15 protein-coding genes and 1 other RNA gene are annotated in these 19,597 nt (G+C 72.7%); 9 read left to right on the top strand and 7 right to left on the bottom strand.

Features of this window, described 5'->3' with window-relative positions; all coding sequences use genetic code 11:
• Window positions 1-25: 25 nt before the first annotated feature.
• The 4 genes from ABZX67_RS24175 to ABZX67_RS24160 form a co-directional block, all read right to left on the bottom strand.
• On the bottom strand, window positions 26-901 hold the full coding sequence (locus tag ABZX67_RS24175; protein WP_355363506.1) for a carbohydrate ABC transporter permease: 876 nt from the start codon (window positions 899-901) through the stop codon (window positions 26-28).
• Entirely contained in the window at window positions 898-2,160 is a 1,263-nt protein-coding gene (locus ABZX67_RS24170) for a sugar ABC transporter permease (protein WP_355363584.1), read from the bottom strand. The genes ABZX67_RS24175 and ABZX67_RS24170 overlap by 4 nt, the downstream gene beginning before the upstream one ends.
• A gap of 97 nt (window positions 2,161-2,257) precedes the next feature.
• On the bottom strand, window positions 2,258-3,649 hold the full coding sequence (locus ABZX67_RS24165; RefSeq protein ID WP_355363504.1) for an ABC transporter substrate-binding protein: 1,392 nt from the start codon (window positions 3,647-3,649) through the stop codon (window positions 2,258-2,260).
• A 114-nt stretch (window positions 3,650-3,763) separates the two neighbouring features.
• A complete protein-coding gene (locus ABZX67_RS24160; RefSeq protein ID WP_355363582.1) occupies window positions 3,764-6,877 on the bottom strand; it encodes an FHA domain-containing protein in 3,114 nt (1,037 codons plus the stop codon).
• 385 nt (window positions 6,878-7,262) lie between these two features.
• Here ABZX67_RS24160 and ABZX67_RS24155 point away from each other — a divergent pair, with 385 nt between their 5' ends.
• The 4 genes from ABZX67_RS24155 to ABZX67_RS24140 all read left to right on the top strand — a co-directional run bounded on the left by ABZX67_RS24155 (window position 7,263) and on the right by ABZX67_RS24140 (window position 12,868).
• Entirely contained in the window at window positions 7,263-8,957 is a 1,695-nt protein-coding gene (locus tag ABZX67_RS24155) for a protein kinase (RefSeq protein ID WP_355363502.1), read from the top strand.
• 114 nt (window positions 8,958-9,071) lie between these two features.
• Window positions 9,072-10,307, top strand: a complete 1,236-nt coding sequence (locus tag ABZX67_RS24150; RefSeq protein WP_355363500.1) for a serine/threonine-protein kinase — start codon at window positions 9,072-9,074, stop codon at window positions 10,305-10,307.
• Window positions 10,308-10,377: 70 nt separating this feature from the next.
• Window positions 10,378-11,484, top strand: coding sequence for a peptide chain release factor 2 (gene prfB / locus ABZX67_RS24145; RefSeq protein WP_355363498.1), 1,107 nt, complete (start codon window positions 10,378-10,380; stop codon window positions 11,482-11,484).
• A gap of 388 nt (window positions 11,485-11,872) precedes the next feature.
• Window positions 11,873-12,868, top strand: a complete 996-nt coding sequence (locus tag ABZX67_RS24140) for a hypothetical protein (protein ID WP_355363496.1) — start codon at window positions 11,873-11,875, stop codon at window positions 12,866-12,868.
• A gap of 116 nt (window positions 12,869-12,984) precedes the next feature.
• Here the strand turns inward: ABZX67_RS24140 and ABZX67_RS24135 are convergent, their stop codons facing one another.
• Complete coding sequence (locus ABZX67_RS24135) at window positions 12,985-13,185, bottom strand: hypothetical protein (RefSeq protein ID WP_355363494.1); 201 nt, start codon at window positions 13,183-13,185, stop codon at window positions 12,985-12,987.
• A gap of 272 nt (window positions 13,186-13,457) precedes the next feature.
• On the opposite strand from ABZX67_RS24135, the gene ftsE reads away from it, so the two are divergent.
• The 5 genes from ftsE to ssrA all read left to right on the top strand — a co-directional run bounded on the left by ftsE (window position 13,458) and on the right by ssrA (window position 17,358).
• Window positions 13,458-14,147 (top strand): cell division ATP-binding protein FtsE, encoded by a 690-nt coding sequence (gene ftsE / locus ABZX67_RS24130; RefSeq protein ID WP_355363492.1) that lies wholly within the window; start codon window positions 13,458-13,460, stop codon window positions 14,145-14,147.
• Between the two features lie 47 nt (window positions 14,148-14,194).
• Entirely contained in the window at window positions 14,195-15,112 is a 918-nt protein-coding gene (gene ftsX / locus ABZX67_RS24125; protein WP_355363490.1) for a permease-like cell division protein FtsX, read from the top strand.
• A 68-nt stretch (window positions 15,113-15,180) separates the two neighbouring features.
• Window positions 15,181-16,377, top strand: coding sequence for a S41 family peptidase (locus tag ABZX67_RS24120; protein ID WP_355363488.1), 1,197 nt, complete (start codon window positions 15,181-15,183; stop codon window positions 16,375-16,377).
• A gap of 18 nt (window positions 16,378-16,395) precedes the next feature.
• Window positions 16,396-16,875 (top strand): SsrA-binding protein SmpB, encoded by a 480-nt coding sequence (smpB, locus tag ABZX67_RS24115; protein WP_355363486.1) that lies wholly within the window; start codon window positions 16,396-16,398, stop codon window positions 16,873-16,875.
• Window positions 16,876-16,987: 112 nt separating this feature from the next.
• Window positions 16,988-17,358, top strand: a transfer-messenger RNA (tmRNA) gene (ssrA, locus tag ABZX67_RS24110).
• Between the two features lie 106 nt (window positions 17,359-17,464).
• On the opposite strand, the gene tgmC is transcribed toward ssrA, so the two are convergent.
• Together tgmC and tgmB are read right to left on the bottom strand one after the other, a co-directional pair.
• The gene (gene tgmC, locus ABZX67_RS24105; RefSeq protein WP_355363484.1) at window positions 17,465-18,637 is read right to left on the bottom strand and encodes an ATP-grasp peptide maturase system methyltransferase; all 1,173 of its coding nucleotides are present in this window, start codon (window positions 18,635-18,637) and stop codon (window positions 17,465-17,467) included.
• On the bottom strand, window positions 18,612-19,595 hold the full coding sequence (gene tgmB / locus ABZX67_RS24100) for an ATP-grasp ribosomal peptide maturase (protein ID WP_355363482.1): 984 nt from the start codon (window positions 19,593-19,595) through the stop codon (window positions 18,612-18,614). The genes tgmC and tgmB overlap by 26 nt, the downstream gene beginning before the upstream one ends.
• Window positions 19,596-19,597: the final 2 nt, after the last annotated feature.

Below are 19,597 nucleotides of genomic sequence, written 5' to 3'. Positions count from 1 at the left end.
GGGTGTACGTCCGCTGACCTGTACGTCATTTCACCGCCCCGGCCATCACCCCCGAGACGAACTGCCGCTGGAAGGCGAAGAAGACGGCGAGCGGGATCACCATCGAGACGAACGCGCCGGGCGCGAGCACGTCGATGTTGTTGCCGAACTGCCGGACCTGCTGCTGGAGCGCGACCGTGATCGGCGGGGACTCGGAGTCCGCGAAGATCAGCGCGACCAGCATGTCGTTCCAGACCCAGAGGAACTGGAAGATGCCGAGCGAGGCGATGGCCGGACCGCCGAGCGGCATGACCACGCGCGTGAACAGCCGTATCTCCCCCGCTCCGTCGAGGCGGGCCGCCTCCAGCAGCTCGCGCGGGATCTCCGCGAAGAAGTTGCGCAGGAGGAAGATCGCGAAGGGCAGGCCGAAGGCGACGTGGAAGAGCACGACGCCGAGGGTCGTCTCGAAGATGCCGACCGCGCCGAAGAGCTTCGACACGGGCACGAGCGCCACCTGGACGGGGACGACGAGCAGGCCGACGACCACCAGGAACCACCAGTCGCGGCCGGGGAAGTCCATCCAGGCGAAGGCGTAGCCGGCGAGCGAGCCGATGACGATGACGAGGACCGTCGCCGGGACGGTGATGAGGACAGTGGAGAGGAGGGAGCGGGTGATGGTGTCGTTGTCGAGGATGCTCGCGTAGTTGGCGGTGGTGAGCTCGGCGGGGGCGGTGAACACCGTCCACCAGCCGGAGGCGTTGATGTCGGTGGGGTCGCGCAGCGAGGACAGCAGCAGCCCGATGGTGGGCATCAGCCAGAAGAGCGCGACGAGGACGAGGAAGACGCGCAGGGCGCCACCCCCGGCGCGGGCGGCGAGGCGGGCCGCGAACGACGCCTTGTTCGCTGTGTTCGCTGGGCTCATCGCCGCGTCTCCTTCCGTATCCGGCGGATGTTGAACAACATCACCGGGATCACCAGCAGCAGGAGCAGGACCGAGATGGCGCTGCCGACGCCGAGGTGGGCGTCCGTGCCGAAGGAGGAGCGGTAGAGCTGGAGCGCCAGGACGTTGGCGTCGTCCTGGACCGAGCCGGGCGCGATGATGAAGACCAGGTCGAAGATCTTCAGTACGTTGATCATCAGGGTGACGAGGACGACCGCCAGGACCGGCGCGAGGAGCGGGACCGTCACGCGGCGGAAGACCTGCCATTCGTTGGCGCCGTCCACGCGGGCCGCTTCCAGCAGCTCGCGGGGCAGGCCCGCCAGCCCGGCCGCGATCAGCACCATCGCGAAACCCGCCCACATCCACAGGTAACTGCCGATGATGGCGGGCGTGACGAAGGACGGGCCGAGCCAGTCGACGCCGTTGTAGCGCGCGCGGAAGTTCGACTCGGGCAGGCGCAGGTGCGCGCCGTCGGCCGTGGCAGGGAGGCTGAAGGTGCCGTCGGCCGCCGCCGTCGCGGTGGCGACGACCCTGCCGTCCTTGACCGCCTCGACCTTCAGGCCCTTGAGGCCGAGCTCCTTGGCGTCGACGGTGTTGGGCGCGCCGCCACCGCCCCGGGTGAAGTCCAGCCAGGCGGTGCCGGTGATCCGGTCGCCCGCCGGGGCGGGTGCCTTCGCGGGCGCGGCGTCGCCGGGCATGTCGGCCGGGGCCACGCCGATCAGCGGCAGCTTCGCCGGCGTGCCCGCCCGTACCGGCTCCTTGGTGACGAACGCGCCGCCGCCCGCCGCCTTGAGCGGGTGGACCGGGAGGGGGCGGGCCTTGGGGTAGCCGGCCGACTCGGCGAAGGTGTCGTGCACGCCCACCCAGACGGCGTTGGCGACGCCGCGGTCGGGGTCCTGCTCGTACACCAGCCGGAAGATGATGCCCGCGGCGAGCATCGAGATCGCCATCGGCATGAAGACGACCAGCTTGAACGCCGTGCCCCAGCGGACCCGCTCGGTGAGCACCGCGAACATCAGGCCGAGGGCGGTGGCGACGGTCGGCGCCACCACCACCCACACGGCGTTGTTCTTGACGGCGGTGAGGATGGTGTCGTCGGTGAAGATCTCGGTGTAGTTGGCCAGTCCGGCGAAGGCGTCGCCGGACTGGTCGAAGAAGGACCGGTAGACCGAGTACCCGATCGGATACACCACGAGCGCGCCCAGCAGCACGAGCGCGGGCAGCAGGAAGGCCGCGGCCATCAGCTTGCGCGTGCCGGTCACGCGCCGGTTCGGGGACGGGGGAGCGGGCTTGGGTGCGGGGGAGAGGGCGGAGGTGGCGGCGGGGGCGGCCATGGCGTCAGCTCTTGAACGCCTTGGCCGCGTCGGCTTCCAGGCGGGCCTGGATGCCGGCGACGTCCTTCGGGTTCTTCAGGAAGTCCTGGAGCGCCTTCCACTCGCCCTTGCCGGGCGTACCGCCGAACGACTGCGGCATCTGGTCCGACATGTCGAAGCGGAAGTCGTCGCCCGCGGAGATGAGGGCCTTGGCGATGTCGCGCTGGACGTCGTTCGGGTACGCCGCCACGTCCATGGACTTGTTGGGCGAGATGAAGCCGCCCTCGCCCGCCCAGATCCGCGCCGCGTCGGGCGAGGCGAGGAACGTCATCAGGGCCTGGGTGGCGGGCTTCTCGGTCAGCGCCACCGCCACATCACCGCCGGTGACCACCGGAGGCTCGGCGCCGACCGCCGGGAACGGGAACACCTTCGCGTCCGTACCGATCTTTGCCTCGGTCTGACCGATGTTGATCGATACGAAGTCGCCCTCGAAGACCATCCCGGCCTTCGGCTGGTCGCCCCCGGTGAACGTCTGCGTGACGGAGGCCGGGAACTCGGTCTGCAGCGCCCCCTGCGCGCCGCCCGCGATGAGATTCGGCTTGCCGAAGAGCTCGGCGAGGGTGGTGAGCGCCTGCGTGACGGACGGGTCCGTCCACTTGATCTCGTGCCGGGCGAGCTGGTCGTACTTCTCCGGGCCCGCCTGGGAGAGGTAGATGTTCTCGAACCAGTCCGTCAGCGTCCAGCCGTCCGCGCCGCCGATCGAGACGGGCGTGACGCCGGACGCGGAGATCGTCTCCGCCGTGGACAGGAACTCCTTCCACGTCTTCGGCTCGGACACGCCCGCGTTGTCGAAGACGGCGGAGTTGTACCAGATCAGCGACTTGTTGGCGGCCTTGAAGTACACGCCGTACTGCGTGCCGTCGACCGCGCCGAGCTCCTGCCAGCCCGGCGAGTAGTTCTTGGTCAGCTGGGCCTTGGCCTCCGGAGCGAGGGGCTTGGCCCATGTGCGCTCGACGGCCTGGTGGAGCGCGCCGACCTGCTGGAGCATCGCCACGTCCGGCGGGGAACCGCCCGCGATCTTCGTGCCGATGTAGTTGAGCATCGCGTCCTGCGTCGGGACGTACGCGACCTCGGCGCCGGTGCGCTTCTCGAACTCGTCGAGGACCTTGGTGAAGGCCTGCTGCTCCGGTCCGGTCCAGACGGCGACGACCTGGAGCTTCTGGCCGTTCAGCTTGGGGAGTTGGACGGTTGGCTGGTCGGCTTCTTTGGTCGGCCCGGCGGTGCCGTCCTTGCCGCCGTCGCCGCCGCCGCAGCCGGCGAGGGTGAGGGCGCCGACCGCTGCCAGCGCCAGAACCGCCGTGCGTGCCGTGCGTGCCGTGCGTGCCGTGCGTGTGCTCGTGCGAAGAGTTGTGCGCATCACTGCCCCGTCTCTCGCGTTCTCCCGTGCGCTCAGGTCTACGCCGGGTGCACGGGGGTCGCAATACCGCCTTCCCTGTCAAGTGGGCGATCGTGATGGGCTCGTGACGTGACGTCAGTGATGGCTGGGAGTCGTCAGGGGCGGCACCGGGGCCGCGTCGACCGAGCGGGCCGCCCGCTCCAGCGCGCTGGCCAGCAGCGCTAGGTCGGTCGGGCCGTTGCCCAGCTCGCGGACCGGGCGGCGGGTCGGCGGGTCGCCCATCCGCTCCCACTCCAGCTGGACGACGGTCGGCCGCTGCGTCGCCGTGCGCGGGATGCGCCCGGTGACCCGGCCGGTCTGGAACGGCGTGACCCGGCCGTCCGGATGCCCGAGCCGGCCGCGCCCGGGCGCCGGGTCGTCCGGGCCCGGCGAGGCGGGCGGCGCGTCCAGCACCACGCGCAGGCGCGCGGCGTGGGCGAGCTCCGTGTCGGCCGTGCGGTCCGGGCGCGCGGAGGTCGCCACCAGGTGCACGCCGAGCCGGTCGCCTTCGCGGGCCACGGCCTCCAGCGCGCGCACGACCGATCCGGCGGCGGGGCGGCCGGGGCTGCCGAGCGCGGGCGCCACCAGCGCGTCATAGTCGTCGACGAGGACGACCAGGCGGGGGAGTGCGGGCGGGGCGTCGCCCCCCGAGGTGCCGGTGCCGGTGCCGGTTCCGGTTCCCGCGCCCGCGCGGTGGGCCGCCGGGCGCAGGCGGAGGGTGCTGCTGGGCGGGGTGTCGAGGTCACTACGGTGCGGCTGCTCGCCGTCCGCCGGGCGGCGCGGGCCGATCAGGCGGTCCGACACCTCCCGCTGCGTCTGCCACTCCGCGTACTCCTGGCGGCCCAGCAGCTCGGCCCGACGCTTCAGCTCCGCCCCGACGGCCTGGGCGAACGCCCGCATCCGCACCGGGTCCGAGGCGACCAGGTGCTCCGTGGCGTGCGGCAGTTCCGTACAGGGCGCGAGGCCCTCGCCGCGCCCGCCGCCCGCGCCGTCGACCAGCAGCAGCGCCAGCCGGTCGGGGCGGGACGCGGCCGCCAGCGACGCCGCGACCGCGCGCAGCAGCTCCGTACGCCCGCTGCCCGCCGGGCCCTCGATCAGCAGGTGCGGCCCCTCGGTGGTGAGGTCGACGGCGAGCGGACCGCGCGGGCCGGTGCCCAGCACGGCCGAGCCGTCGGGGGCCGAGGCCCAGCGGGCCATCAGGGACGCGGGCGTGGCGCGGGCCAGGCCCAGCTCGTCGAGGAGGCGCGAGGACGGCGGCAGCGGCGCCAGGGCGGCCGCCCGGCCGCCCGGCACGGCGCCGGTCCCGTGGAGCCCGGCCACGCCGTCCGCGCCCTCGGCGCCGTCGCAGCCGGGGCGCAGCGGCGCCAGGGCGCGGGCGAAGCGCTCCGCCCACGCGGGCGAGACGGCGTCGACCGTGCCGACCGTGCCGTGCCCCGCGGGCTGCCCGCCCGCCGTACGCATCAGGCGCAGCGCGGTGGCCACGTCGCCGGACAGCAGCGCGACGGCGCCGCACTCGCGGAACGCGAGCGACGCGGCGCACGCCGTCTCGTACGTCGCCGCGACCGGCGAGAGCGGCGAGGCCGCCGGAGCCTCGGCCAGGCAGATCAGGTGGATGCCCGCCGAGGGGCCCGCCCCGGCGAGCCGCGCCATCGTCTCCCGCAGCTCCGCCGAGCCGGGGTCGCCGTCGACGACCACGACCGTGCGCGGCCCGTCGTACCGCGCGGCCGCCTCCGCGACGGCCTTGCGGTCGGCGGCGGCCCAGCCGGGGCCCAGCGGCCCGTCGTCCAGCCGCCGGGTGAGCTCGGCGGCGCGGGCGGCCGCCTGGTCCCGGTCGTACGCCAGGAGCAGCCGGCAGTCCTGGCCGTGGGCGGGCCGCACGTGCGGCAGCCAGCCGAGCCAGCCCCACTCGCGCTTGCCCCGGGCGGCTCCGGCGATCAGGACGATCTCCAGGCCGCCGACGGGGCCGGCGGGCGCGTGCAGCGCGGCGAGCTGCGCCACCACGGACCGGGCCAGGCCCATCAGGCGCGGGCGCGGCCCCGCGAGCGCGAGGGACCCCGCCTCGCGCAGCCCGACCGTGACCGGCACGGCGGGCAGATTGGCCCGGTCGGTCGTGCCGAGCCGTACGACGAGGGCCTCGGGGTGGGCCGGACCGCGCTCCCAGAGCCGGGGCCCCGGCCCGAGCGCCGTCAGCAGCACGGCGGCCGGGTCCGGCCACGCCTCGCCCCCGACGCCGGCCGGGCCCGGCACCTCGGGCGCTCCGTACGGCTCCGGGCCCGCGCCTTCGTCACCGCGCCCGCCCGCGAGCCGCCGCGCCCAGGCGCCTATGCCGCGCCTCCGGGCGGCGCCCCGGGGGGCGGGGGCGTCGGCGGGGGCGGGGGCGTCGGCGGGGGCGGGGGCGGGGGCGTCGGCGGGGCGGATGCCCTGACCGTGGGTGGCGGCCTCGCCGCCGGGAGCGCCGGGCCCGAAGCCGGCACCTGAGCCCGGGGTGCCCGCGCCGGACGCGTACCGGGTCTGGGCAGGGATCGAGGGCGTGGCGTACGGGGCGGGCCCGGCCCCCGCGCCCACCCGCACGCGCAGGTGGCCCTCGCCGTCCGGGGTCGTCTGCGCCGGGAAACCGGCCGCACCGTCCGGAACGCCCCGGCTCAGGCGGAGGGTCGACTCGCCCAGCCGCAGCAGGGCGCCCGGCGGCAGCGGCACCGGACGGGGGCCGACCTCCTCGCCGTCGAGGGTGGTGCCGTTCGTGGAGCCGAGGTCCGCGACCGTGACGCGCCCGTCGTCGGCGACCGTCACCGCGCAGTGCAGGCGGGAGACGTCGGGGTCGTCCAGCGGGACGTCGGCGTCGGCGGAGCGGCCGATGCGGATCTGGCCGCCGTGCAGCAGGTGCACACCGCCCGCGTCGGGCCCGGCGATCACATGGAGGCGCGCCGCCGCGCCGTCGAGGGGCGTGTGGTCCGCGCCCGGGACCTGGAGGGTGAGCACCGCGCCGTCCACCAGCGGCGGCTCGCCCAGCACGCGGCGCTGCGGGTCGAGCCGCTCGCCGCCCGCGTACAGCACGACCGTGCCCGAGACGTCGGGCCCGGCGACGGCGGTGGCGAGGCCGGAGGCCACGGCGGCCAGCGCGGTCCCCGCCGGGGCGGTGACCAGCACGTCACAGGCGCGTCCCCCGCCCTGCCCGGCGGTCGGCGCGAGGACGGTCAGCCGGATCTGCATCGCCGTCAGCGGTCCCTTCTGCGCGGCGCGCCCGGCAGGCCCGGGGGAAGGGCCCGCGAGGCCCTGCGATTCCCCCCACCACCGCGGACGCGTCGTCCGGTTCAGTGCTGAGGGCATCCTCGCACCTGCGACTGACAACACGCCCGGGACCCGGCACCAAATGATCTTGGATGCTCGGCCCCGATCGCGGAAATGCCAGGTTGTGGCCATCTTGGGATCATGTGTGGCAACCATGGACCCGAAGGCTGCGTCTTCGGCTCCGTACGAGACCGGAAGACGACCAACCGGTGTCGTGCCCGTCGGCACTACAGTGGGGCGGACACCCGGGCGGCCCCGAGCGGGAGCGCGGGCCAGGCAAGGACCACGATCGCAGGGAGCGCATGACGTGCGGCCGGTAGGCAGTAAGTACCTGCTCGAGCAGCCGCTCGGACGCGGCGCCACGGGCACCGTCTGGCGGGCTCGTCAGAGGGAGACCGCGGGCGCCGAGGCGGCCGTACCGGGCCAGCCCGGCGAGACCGTCGCGATCAAGGTCCTCAAGGAGGAGCTCGCGAACGACGCGGACGTGGTGATGCGCTTCCTGCGGGAGCGCTCCGTCCTCCTCCGCCTCACCCACCCCAACATCGTCCGCACCCGCGACCTCGTCGTCGAGGGCGACCTGCTCGCCCTGGTCATGGACCTGGTCGAGGGCCCGGACCTGCACCGCTACATCCGCGAGAACGGCCCGCTCACCCCGGTCGCCGCCGCCCTCCTCACCGCGCAGATCGCCGACGCGCTCGCCGCCAGCCACGCCGACGGCGTCGTCCACCGCGACCTGAAGCCCGCCAACGTCCTGGTCGCCGAGCGCGACGGCCAGATGCACCCGATGCTGACCGACTTCGGGATCGCGCGCCTCGCCGACAGCCCCGGCCTGACCCGTACGCACGAATTCGTCGGCACGCCCGCGTACGTCGCGCCCGAGTCCGCCGAGGGCCGCCCGCAGACCTCCGCCGTGGACATCTACGGCGCCGGGATCCTGCTGTACGAGCTCGTCACCGGCCGCCCGCCGTTCTCCGGCGGCACCGCGCTGGAGGTCCTGCACCGCCACCTCAGCGAGGAGCCGCGCCGCCCCTCCACGGTCCCGGGCCCCCTGTGGACCGTCATCGAGCGCTGCCTGAGCAAGGACCCGGACCGCCGCCCGAGCGCCGAGAACCTCGCCCGCGGCCTGCGCGTCGTCGCCGCAGGCATCGGCGTGCACGCCACGCCCGCCCAGATCGAGGCCGCCGAGGGCGTCGGCGCGCTGCTCGCGCCCGACCCCTCGCCCGCTCCCGTCCCGCAAACCCCCGGCGCCGCCGACCCGACCCAGGTGCTGCCCAGCACCGCCGGGCAGTACGGCCCGGGGCAGCACGACGCCGGACGGTACGACGCCGGGCAGTACGACCCCAACGCCGCGACCAGCGTCATGCCCACCAGCGGCCCCGGCCGCCCCGGCGCCGGGGACGCCGACCCGACCGCGGTCATGCCGCCGGTGCCCCCGCGCCCCGACGGCCCGCCGCAGCCGGAGGAGCCGCACCCCTGGCAGACGCAGCTGCGCGCGGCCCGCGACCGCAACGAGCAGACGCAGATCCAGCACCTGGACCCGAGCCAGGACCCCCTGCGCCGCCGCCCGCCGCGCCGCCCCCAGCCGCAGCAGCCCCCGCAGCCGCCGCAGCACCAGCAGTACGCCCCGCAGCACCAGCCCCAGCAGCGGCCACCGCAGCGGCCCCAGCCGCAGCGGTACGCCCCCCAGCCCCCGCAGCACCACCAGCCGCAGCGGCAGCAGCCTCCGCAGCCGGCCCCGCGCCCGCCCCGCGAGCCGCGTCAGCCCCGGCAGCGCAGCGCCAACCCGATGCGGATCCCGGGCCTGGGCTGCCTGAAGGGGTGCCTGTTCACGATCGTGCTGTTCGTCGTGGCGGGCTGGCTCATCTGGGAGCTGACCCCGCTCCAGGACTGGGTCGCCCAGGGCAAGAGCTACTGGCAGGCCATCGGAGACGCCGTCTCCACGGTCTCCGACTGGATCTCCCAGCTCGGCGACTCCACCACGCCCACCCCGCCCGGGCAGTAGCCGCCAACTCTGTCGATTTGTCGACCTCCGGGGGCTGATTTCCCCCCGGAGGTGAATAACGGTGCCCGCACCCGCGTAACTTGGTCGGGAACGCCAGCCGCTGAGGGAGCAGTCTTGGCACGGAAAATCGGCAGCCGGTACACGGCCCACCAGATCCTGGGGCGGGGAAGCGCCGGCACGGTGTGGCTCGGCGAAGGCCCCGAGGGCCCCGTCGCGATCAAGCTGTTGCGCGAGGACCTGGCATCCGACCAGGAGCTCGTCGGCCGCTTCGTCCAGGAGCGCACCGCCCTGCTCGGACTGGAGCACGCGCGCGTGGTGGCCGTCCGCGACCTGGTCGTCGACGGCAACGACCTCGCGCTCGTCATGGACCTCGTGCGCGGCACCGACCTGCGCACCCGCCTCGACCGCGAGCGCCGCCTCGCGCCCGAGGCGGCCGTCTCGATCGTCGCGGACGTCGCCGAGGGCCTGGCCGCCGCGCACGCCGCGGGCGTCGTCCACCGCGACGTCAAGCCGGAGAACATCCTGCTCGACATGGAGGGCCCGCTCGGCCCCGGCGGCGCCCACCCCGCCCTCCTCACCGACTTCGGCGTCGCCAAGCTCATCGACACGCCCGGCCGCACCAAGTCCACCCGCGTCATCGGCACGCCCGACTACGTGGCCCCGGAGATCGTCGAGGGCCTGCCGCCCCGCGCGGCCGTCGACATCTACGCCCTCGCCACCGTCCTGTACGAGCTCCTCGCCGGCTTCACGCCCTTCGGCGGCGGCCACCCCGGCGCCGTACTGCGCCGCCACGTCACCGAGACGGTCGTCCCGCTCCCCGGGATCCCGGACGAGCTGTGGAAGCTGATCGTCCAGTGCCTGGCCAAGGCCCCGGCCTCCCGGCTGCGCGCCTCGGAGCTGGCCGCCCGCCTCCACGACGTCCTCCCGCTCCTCGCGGGCATGCCGCCCCTGGACGTCGACGAGCCGGACACCGAGCCGTCATCGGAGCCGTACGACGACGACCCGTACCCCACCGTCCCGAACGCGCCGCGCAGGGCCGCCGTCCCGCTGGTACCCGGCTCGTCGCCGGACTCCAACCGGGACACCCACACCTCCATGCGCGTCCCGGCGCCCGACGAGCTCTCCGGCGGGCCGCTGGGCACCGCCCGCGCCCCCCGCCCCGCCGGCGGGCGCCGCCCCGGCTCCGCCCGCCACAAAGCGGACGCCATCCGCAAGCGGCGCCTCACCCTCGGTATCGCCGCCGCCGCGCTGGTGGCCGCCGCGGGCGTCGGCGGATACGCGGTGACCAGCGGAGACGACGATCCCGCGCCGCCCCGCGACTCCCGGCAGTCGGCCCCCTCGCAGCCGTAGAGGGGCCCCGGAGGTCCCTGCGGGCCTCCTGCCGGGCGGGGATGTCACGGCCAGCCGTTACGCTGGTGTCGTGGCAGTCGTCGATGTATCCGAAGAGCTGAAGTCCCTCTCCTCGACCATGGGGTCGATCGAGGCCGTCCTGGACCTCGACAAGCTGAGGGCAGACATCGCCGTGCTCGAGGAGCAGGCCGCGGCCCCGTCCCTGTGGGACGACCCGGAGGCGGCGCAGAAGATCACGAGCAAGCTTTCGCACCTCCAGGCCGAGGTGCGCAAGGCCGAGGCACTGCGCGGTCGCATCGACGACCTCGCCGTCCTGTTCGAGCTCGCCGAGGAGATGGACGACTCGGACACCCTCGCCGAGGCCGAGGCGGAGCTGGTCTCCGTCCGCAAGGCGCTCGACGAGATGGAGGTCCGTACCCTCCTGTCCGGCGAGTACGACGAGCGCGAGGCCCTGGTCAACATCCGCGCCGAGGCCGGCGGCGTCGACGCCTCCGACTTCGCCGAGCGCCTGCAGCGCATGTACCTGCGCTGGGCCGAGCGCCACGGGTACTCGACGGAGGTCTACGAGACGTCGTACGCGGAAGAGGCCGGCATCAAGTCGACCACCTTCGTCGTCAAGGCGCCGTACGCCTACGGCACCCTCTCCGTGGAGCAGGGCACGCACCGCCTGGTGCGCATCTCCCCGTTCGACAACCAGGGCCGCCGCCAGACCTCCTTCGCCGGTGTCGAGGTGCTCCCGGTCGTCGAGCAGTCCGACCACGTCGAGATCGACGAGTCCGAGCTGCGCATCGACGTCTACCGCGCCTCGGGCCCGGGCGGCCAGGGCGTCAACACCACCGACTCGGCGGTGCGCATCACCCACATCCCGACCGGCATCGTGGTCTCCTGCCAGAACGAGCGCTCGCAGATCCAGAACAAGGCGAGCGCGATGAACGTCCTCCAGGCGAAGCTGCTGGAGCGCCGCCGCCAGGAGGAGCAGGCCAAGATGGACGCCCTCAAGGGCGACGGCGGCAACTCCTGGGGCAACCAGATGCGGTCGTACGTCCTGCACCCGTACCAGATGGTCAAGGACCTGCGGACGGAGTTCGAGGTCGGCAACCCGCAGGCGGTCCTCGACGGCGAGATCGACGGCTTCCTGGAGGCGGGCATCCGCTGGCGGAAGCAGCAGGAGAAGTAACCTCCCGCGCGAGCAACGCCGTTGACGCAGGTTCGGCGCCGGATCCCGGTCGGGGTCCGGCGCCGCACGCATATGCCGCGTCAATTCGCTGACGCAAGCGGGGCGCAGGCCGTTTCAGCGCTTTGTCGACAAGGGAACGGCCCGGTGCGGCGCGGTTGTTCGGCGTTTACGTCACAGTTGCATCGTTGCACGCCCGGCAAGTGTGATCATTCCGGGCATCGCACGCGCAACGACCTTGACGCTTGTCTGAAAAGTGGGAAAGCTGACGCGCGGCATGCGCATGTACGGGGGCGTGTGTGATCGGGGGCGACAAGAAGCACGACCCCCAGCGTCCGCTGCCCCGAGCGCTGCTCCACTGACGAATTCAGCTACTGGGGGTAGCAAGCAGATGACCAAGAAGACGCGGGTCCGCGTGGCGCGGATCGCAGCCGGTGCGGTGATTGCCGCCGGCGCGTCCCTGACCGCCGCGGGCGCCGCTTCGGCCGTCGGCGTGGAGGTCAACGTCGCGGGCCTGGGCGCCAGCGCCGAGGTGACCAAGGACGGCGCGGAGATCGGCCTCGGCATCAACGAGGGCGGCGACCCGGGCGGTGTCGGCGACACGAGCACGGGCGGTGCGGCCGCTGCGGGTGGCGCTGCGGCCTCGGGTGGTGCGACGACCGGTGACACGACCACGGGTGGCGCTGCCGCCTCGGGTGGTGCCACGACGGGTGACACCACCACGGGTGGCGCTGCGGCCTCGGGTGGTGCGACCACGGGTGACACGACCACGGGTGGCGCTGCTGCCTCGGGTGGCGCTGCCGCCTCGGGTGGTGCGACCACGGGTGACACGACCACGGGTGGCGCTGCCGCCTCGGGCGGTGCTGCTGCCTCGGGTGGCGCGACCACCACGGGCGGTGGCAACGGCGGCGACGGCGGTGCCACGGGCGGCAACGGTGGTGCGACCGGCGGCAACGGTGGCGCCACGGGCGGCAACGGTGGTGCGACCGGCGGCAACGGCGGTGCCACGGGCGGCAACGGTGGCAGCACCGGCACCTCCGGCGGCAACGGCGGCACCACCGGTGGCGACCAGGGCGGCTCCACCTCCGGTGGCGCGGCCGCGACCGGTGGCTCCACCACCGGCGACGCCGGCACCTGCGCCGTCGACCTCGACGGCGCCGAGTGCGCGAACAACACCGACACCGACTCCGCCGGCTCGAAGCCGGTCGAGCAGGGCAAGGCCAAGGAGGAGCTGGCCGAGACCGGCACCGCCGAGACCGGCGAGCTGGCCGAGACCGGCGCCGCCGAGACCACGTTCCTGCTGGTCGGCGCCGCGACGATGATCGCGGGTGGCATCGGCTTCCGCATGCTGCCGCGCCTCGTCGCCGGTGGCCGTACGGCCGTCTGAAACCGGTCGGTAACCCGGTAACGGGATACGACACAGGAAGGGCCCCGGAAAGCCGCTGAGCGGCCTTCCGGGGCCCTTCCCCTGCCCGGCCCGCCGCGAAGGGGCCGGGCGAAGCCTTACGCCGTCTGCTGGGCCGTGGCGGCCAGCAGGGCCACCATCGCGACCAGGACGACCAGCAGCGTCAGCAGAGCCGCCGGGCTGAGCCCGCCGAAGGGCCCCTCCTGCTGGAGGCGCTCCCGGTTGGCCCGGCAGACGGGGCACCGGCCCTCGCTGACGGGCGCCGCGCAGTTCGCGCATACCAGTCGGTCATAGGTCATGCGCTTTCCTCCTCCCGCGCGGCGGAGCCGCAGACGCGGACTGTGCACACAGTTCTCTCCGCACAACGCTCACGGAAACGCATCCGTTCCCCCTACCACTCTGCCAGGTCCGGCGCATTTAGGCGCGCCCCACCCGGTGGAGGGGGGCGGAGCCGGGCGCACGCGAGCGGAGGCGCCGGGACAAAAGGTGCAAGGGTATACGGCGACTGCGCGGGCCATCGCCAGTCGCGTATGGTCACGCACACCTACTCCCGGCCGACCGTGGTGCACCCGTGATCCGATTCGACAACGTCTCCAAGTCCTATCCGAAGCAGAACCGCCCCGCGCTCAGGGACGTCTCCCTGGAGATCGAGAAGGGCGAGTTCGTCTTCCTGGTGGGGTCCTCGGGCTCCGGAAAGTCCACCTTCCTGCGGCTGCTGCTGCGCGAGGAGCGCGCCAGCCAGGGCACCGTGCACGTCCTCGGCAAGGACCTCGCCCGGCTGTCCAACTGGAAGGTGCCGCACATGCGCCGCCAGCTCGGCACGGTCTTCCAGGACTTCCGGCTCCTGCCCAACAAGACCGTCGCCCAGAACGTGGCGTTCGCCCAGGAGGTCATCGGCAAGCCGCGCGGCGAGATCCGCAAGGCCGTACCCCAGGTGCTCGACCTGGTCGGCCTCGGCGGCAAGGAGGACCGCATGCCCGGCGAGCTGTCGGGTGGTGAGCAGCAGCGTGTGGCCATCGCCCGCGCGTTCGTCAACCGGCCGATGCTGCTCATCGCCGACGAGCCGACCGGAAACCTGGACCCGCAGACCTCCGTCGGCATCATGAAGCTGCTGGACCGGATCAACCGCACCGGTACGACGGTGGTCATGGCGACCCACGACCAGAACATCGTCGACCAGATGCGCAAGCGCGTCATCGAGCTCGAGCAGGGCCGTCTCGTACGCGACCAGGCGCGCGGCGTCTACGGCTACCAGCACTGAGCAGCAGCTCCAGCAGCACCAGCAGCAAGAAAGGCTGAACGCACGCGATGCGCGCCCAGTTCGTACTCTCGGAGATCGGTGTCGGCCTCCGTCGCAATCTCACGATGACGTTCGCCGTCATCGTCTCCGTGGCCCTGTCACTCGCGCTCTTCGGCGGTGCGCTGCTCATGCGCGAGCAGGTCAGCGTGATGAAGGACTTCTGGTACGACAAGGTCAACGTCTCCATCTTCCTCTGCAACAAGAACGACGCGGCGTCCGGTGACACCTGCGCCAAGGGCGCCGTCACCGCGCAGCAGCGCGAGGAGATCAAGACCGACCTCAAGAAGATGGACATCGTCGACTCGGTCCACTACGAGACCGCCGACGAGGCGTACAAGCACTACAAGGACCAGTACGGCGACACCGCCATCGCCAGCATCATCACGCCCGACCAGATGCAGGAGTCGTTCCGGGTCAAGCTCAAGGACCCGGAGAAGTACCAGGTGGTGGCCACGGCGTTCGCGGGGCGGGCGGGGGTGCACTCCGTCCAAGACCAGCGCGGCATCCTGGAGAACCTCTTCAACATGATGAAGGGCATGAACGTCGCCGCGCTGTGCGTCATGGGCCTGATGCTCGTCATCGCGCTGATGCTGATCGTCAACACCGTGCGGGTGTCGGCGTTCAGCAGGCGCCGCGAGACGGGCATCATGCGGCTGGTCGGCGCCTCCAGCTTCTACATCCAGATGCCGTTCATCATGGAGGCCGCCGTCGCGGGCCTGCTGGGCGGCGTGGTCGCCTGCGTCCTGCTGGTGGTGGGCCGGTACTTCCTCATCGACGCGGGGCTCCGGCTCGCCGAGTCCATGCCGCTGGTCAACTTCATCGGCTGGGACGCGGTGTTCGCGGTGCTGCCGTTCGTCGTGGTCATCGGCCTGCTGATGCCGTCCCTGGCCGCTGCCATAGCGTTGCGCAAGTACCTGAAGGTGTGACGATTGCCCCGGGGCGCCGTGCGGTCAACCACCGTGCGGCGCCCTTCGCTTGTCCTAGAGTGGGCGCCATGCTGGGCCCCGAGTTCTGTACCCGGCCCCGCGGCGCCCGCAGCCGCGGGGCGGCCCTGACATTCGTCTTCGCCACCGTCGTCGCGGCCGCGGCGGTCACCAACTGCCTTCCGCAGGACGAGGAGCGCACGCCCGAGCCGCGGCCCGCGGCACGCTCCGCGGCGCCCTCCGCGGAGAAGCCGTCCACCGTCGACCGCGAGGAGCTCGCCCGCGCGGCGAGGGAGGCCATGGCGGACGGCAAGTCCGCCGCCAAGGCCGCCGAGGAGGTCGTCAGCCGCAGCGGCGACCGGTGGGGAGCGGTCTACGACCGGCGGGAGTACGAGGAGTTCGAGCAGGCCCTCGACGGCGCGTACACCGGCGTCGGCCTGTCGGCCCGGCGCGACGAGGACGGCCGGGTCGAGGTGGCCCGCGTCCAGCCCGGCGGCCCCGCCGCCAAGGCCGGCCTGAAACCGGGCGATCGCCTCCGTACCGTCGACGGCCGCCCGGTGGGGGGCCGCTCCGTCTCCGAGGTCGTCGCCCTGCTGCGCGGCGACGCCGGTACGCCCGTGGTCCTCGGGCTGGAGCGCGGCACCCGCGGGTGGACCCAGACCCTGCGCCGCGCGCGGCTGGCCACCGAGGACGTCACCGTCCAGCCGCTCGGCGACGGCGACGGCGCCGCGCGGATCGTACGGATCAAGGTGGCCGCCTTCACCAAGGGCACGGGCGAGCGGGTCCGGCGCGCGGTGCGCGAGGCGCCCGCGGGCGCGGGAGTCGTCCTGGACCTGCGTGGCAGCAGCGGCGGCCTGGTCTCCGAGGCGGTCTCCGTCGCGTCCGCGTTCCTGGACGGCGGGCTGGTCGCCACGTACGACGTTCACGGCGAGGAGAAGGCGCTGTACGCCGAGCCGGGCGGCGATACCCGCCGGCCCCTGGTGGCGCTCGTGGACGGCGGCACCATGAGCGCGGCCGAGCTGCTGGCCGGCGCCCTCCAGGACCGGGGCCGCGCGGTGACGGTGGGCACCCGGACCTTCGGGAAGGGGGCCGTGCAGATGCCCAGCAGGCTCCCGGACGGGTCCGTCGCCGAGCTGACCGTCGGCCACTACCGCACCCCCGCCGGGCACGTCGTGGACGGGCGGGGCGTCACCCCCGACGTGACGGCGCCGAGCCGCGCGGAGGAGCGGGCGCGCACGGTATTGAGTGGCCTCGGTACCCCCTCGTAGTGCGAAAATGGCCGCACTATGGCTAAGGAAAAAGGGCGCAAGCTGATCGCGCAGAACAAGAAGGCGCGGCACGACTACCACATCCTGGACACCTACGAGTGCGGTCTGGTGCTGACCGGCACCGAGGTGAAGTCGCTGCGCCAGGGGCGGGCCTCGCTGGTGGACGGCTTCGTACAGATCGACGGCCACGAGGCGTGGCTGCACAACGTCCACGTACCGGAGTACAGCCAGGGCACCTGGACCAACCACTCCGCGCGGCGCAAGCGGAAGCTGCTGCTGCACCGGGTCGAGATCGACAAGCTGGAGTCCAAGTCCCAGGAGACCGGCCACACGATCGTGCCCCTGTCGCTGTACTTCAAGGACGGGCGGGCGAAGGTCGAGATCGCCCTGGCGCGGGGCAAGAAGGAGTACGACAAGCGCCAGACGCTCCGCGAGAAGCAGGACCGCCGCGAGGCGGAACGCGCGATCTCCGCGGTCCGGCGCCGCCAGCGGGGCTGACCCGTGTGACGCACGTCACGGGTCGCGGGAAATAAGCTGGCACCGTCCGGCGTTGATCCCGTACGATGGCACCTGCCCCTCACGGCAGGGGCGCAGATTGAAAAATCAACATGGGGATGATCGGTTTCGACAGCGGATGTCGAAGCAGGGGAAGCGTGTCGAGGAAGCGGCAATGATCTCGTAAACCATATGTCGCAACCAATAATCGCCAACACCAAGCGCGATTCCTTCGCCCTCGCTGCCTAAGTAGCGAGCTTGCGAAGTGTCAGCCCGGGGCTGTTCCCGACCCGGATCCTGGCATCAGCTAGGGAACTAAACCTCTAGGCCCGGTCACGGGGTGTAGAGGGAAACCAAACAGTGACTGAGCCCGTCGGAGACTTGTCCGCGTGATCTCCGGGGCCGAGAAAAGCGCAGCGGACTGCACACGGAGAAGCCCTGATTCTGCACCGTTGGACGCGGGTTCGATTCCCGCCATCTCCACTCACCGGAGCCCCGGGGGCCACACGCCCCCGGACCCCGACATCCCATGTGGGCGAAGGCCCGGCCGTTGTCATGACGGCCGGGCCTTCGTCATGGCCGGGACCGGTCCTCAGACGGCTCGGTGCTCCCAGCGCAGGCGCGTGTGATCACCGATCGCGTAGGTGTGGGCGCCGCGCGTGATGCGGAGCCGTACGGATTCGATGCCTGGGCTCCCCGCCTGCCGCCACTCCATGAGCGCCCGCTCGATGTCGTCCCAAAGGGGCACGGGGCCTCCCTGCCGCACGGTCCAGCCGGAACCATGCTCCATGAAGGCGGCGAACGACTCCCGCTCGGTATCGAACACGTAGAGGTGCCGGTCGCCGTCTCCGCCGGTGGCGCGGACGACATGAGCGCCGGGCGCTGCGAGCTGGGCGAGGAAGGCGGGCATCCACTCCTCCAGCACGGTCGGGGGCACCTTCACCGCCCGCTCGCTGTCGGCGTAGGCGGTACGGGCCGACAGATCACCGGCCGGCGGCTGGGGGGCCTGGGACCGGGCGTGCATGAAGGACGACTTTCCGATGACGCTGCCCTCCGCTGAGCCGTCTTCGTTCACGGTGAGCTTGGCGAGGCCGGTTCCGTACGCCCAGGAGCCGACCGTCGCGAGGATGAAGCCGCCGGGCTTCGTCTGTCTGACCCAGGCGTAAGGGATGCGGCGCACGGCACAGGTGGCGATCACCCGGTCATAGGGCGCGCGGCGGGGGTGGCCGAGGAGTCCGTCACCGCACACGGTCCACGTGGAGAACCCGGCCTCCTCCAGGGCGGCGTCGGCGCGGGCGGCCACCTGGGGGTCCACTTCGATGGTGGTGACGTTGTCCTCGCCGAGGCGGTGGCACAGAAGGGACGTGGAGTAACCGGTGCCGGTACCGATCTCCAGCACGCAGTGCCCGTCTTCCACCTCCAGGTCCTCGATCATGGACACCACGGTGACCGGGGTGGTGGAGGACGACGTGGGCACTCCGCTGACCGGGCCGACGGCCTGGTCGGCGGTGAGGTGCCCGTCCAGTTGCGTGACCAGGGACCGATCGCTGTACGCGATCTCCGCCCAGTCCTCCGGGTCGGTGCCCAGCGCGGTGACTGGGCGCCAATGTCCGCTTCCGGCGGGCAGGAACACGCCGGGATTGAGGAACAGCTCACGGGGCACGGCTTCGACCGCCGCCCGCCACTGCGGGCTCCGCAGGGCTCCGGCCGCCTCCAGCCGGTCGGCGAGTGCGCGCCGGTCAGCGGCGGTTTCGGGCAGGGGCATCAAGGTCTCCTTCACTGAGCAATGCGGCGAACGCGGCGGCCATCTCCAAGCCGGTTCTCTCCTCCAGCCACCCCCACTGGCCGTTCGGATTCAGCTCCAGCCAGTGCGGTACGCCGTCGCGGTCCACGGCGAGATCGAAAGACCCGGAGGCCAGACCGAAGCGATCCAGGTAGTGGCGCAGTGTCCGGTCGAGGCGGTCCGGGAGGTCCACGACGGAGTAGGTGAGCGCGGAGTAGTCCCTTCGCCAGTCCAGCAGACCGGATTCGATACGCACCGCGAACACGTGCCCGCCGACAACTTGGACCCGGAGGTCCGCGACCTTGTCCACGCGAACCTGGAAAAGGTGTGGCGTGATCCGGAGCGTGTCGTCCACCTCCTCGGCGGTGACCGGCTCCGCCCAGCTTGTGAGACCGACACCGTCGCGCTCGTACGGGGTCCACCTGAGCGTCTTGGTGATCACCTGTCCGTGGGCGGCGATGAACGCCCGGGCCTCGTCCGGGTCGTTGGTGACCAGCGTCGGGGGGATCGTGAGGCCGAGCCGTCGGGCTAGGGCGAGCTGTGCGGGCTTGTAGTCGGCGGCGGCGTTCCGGAGCGGGTGGTTGACCCACCGCACGCCGTCCACGGCATAGAGGGTGCCGCCGAGCCCATGGCGGACCTGGGCGGCAGCGAACCGTGCGTCGGCGTCGGCCAGGCCCTCGAACGCGGGCCACACGGGCCGGCGCCAGTACACAGCCCGGATGCGCTCCAGGTCGGCGGCCCTGGACGGGGTACGGACCTGTCCGGCCACGGGGACCGGACAGGTACCGAACCGGGCCGAGACCGTGAGGCGGCCGTCGCCCATGTCGGCGGGGTTGAACCTGACCACTGGCACCCCACGCCGGTTGAGGTGGGCGATCACCATGTCGGCGGTGATGTCGGCCGACTCGGTGGCCACCAGGACCGGCCTCTCCTCGGTCACGT

The organism is Streptomyces sp. NPDC003036 (assembly GCF_040611175.1).
Lineage (GTDB): Bacteria > Actinomycetota > Actinomycetes > Streptomycetales > Streptomycetaceae > Streptomyces.
The sequence above is the reverse complement of the archived record's forward strand: the minus strand, read 5'-3'. Positions and strand labels throughout refer to the sequence as shown.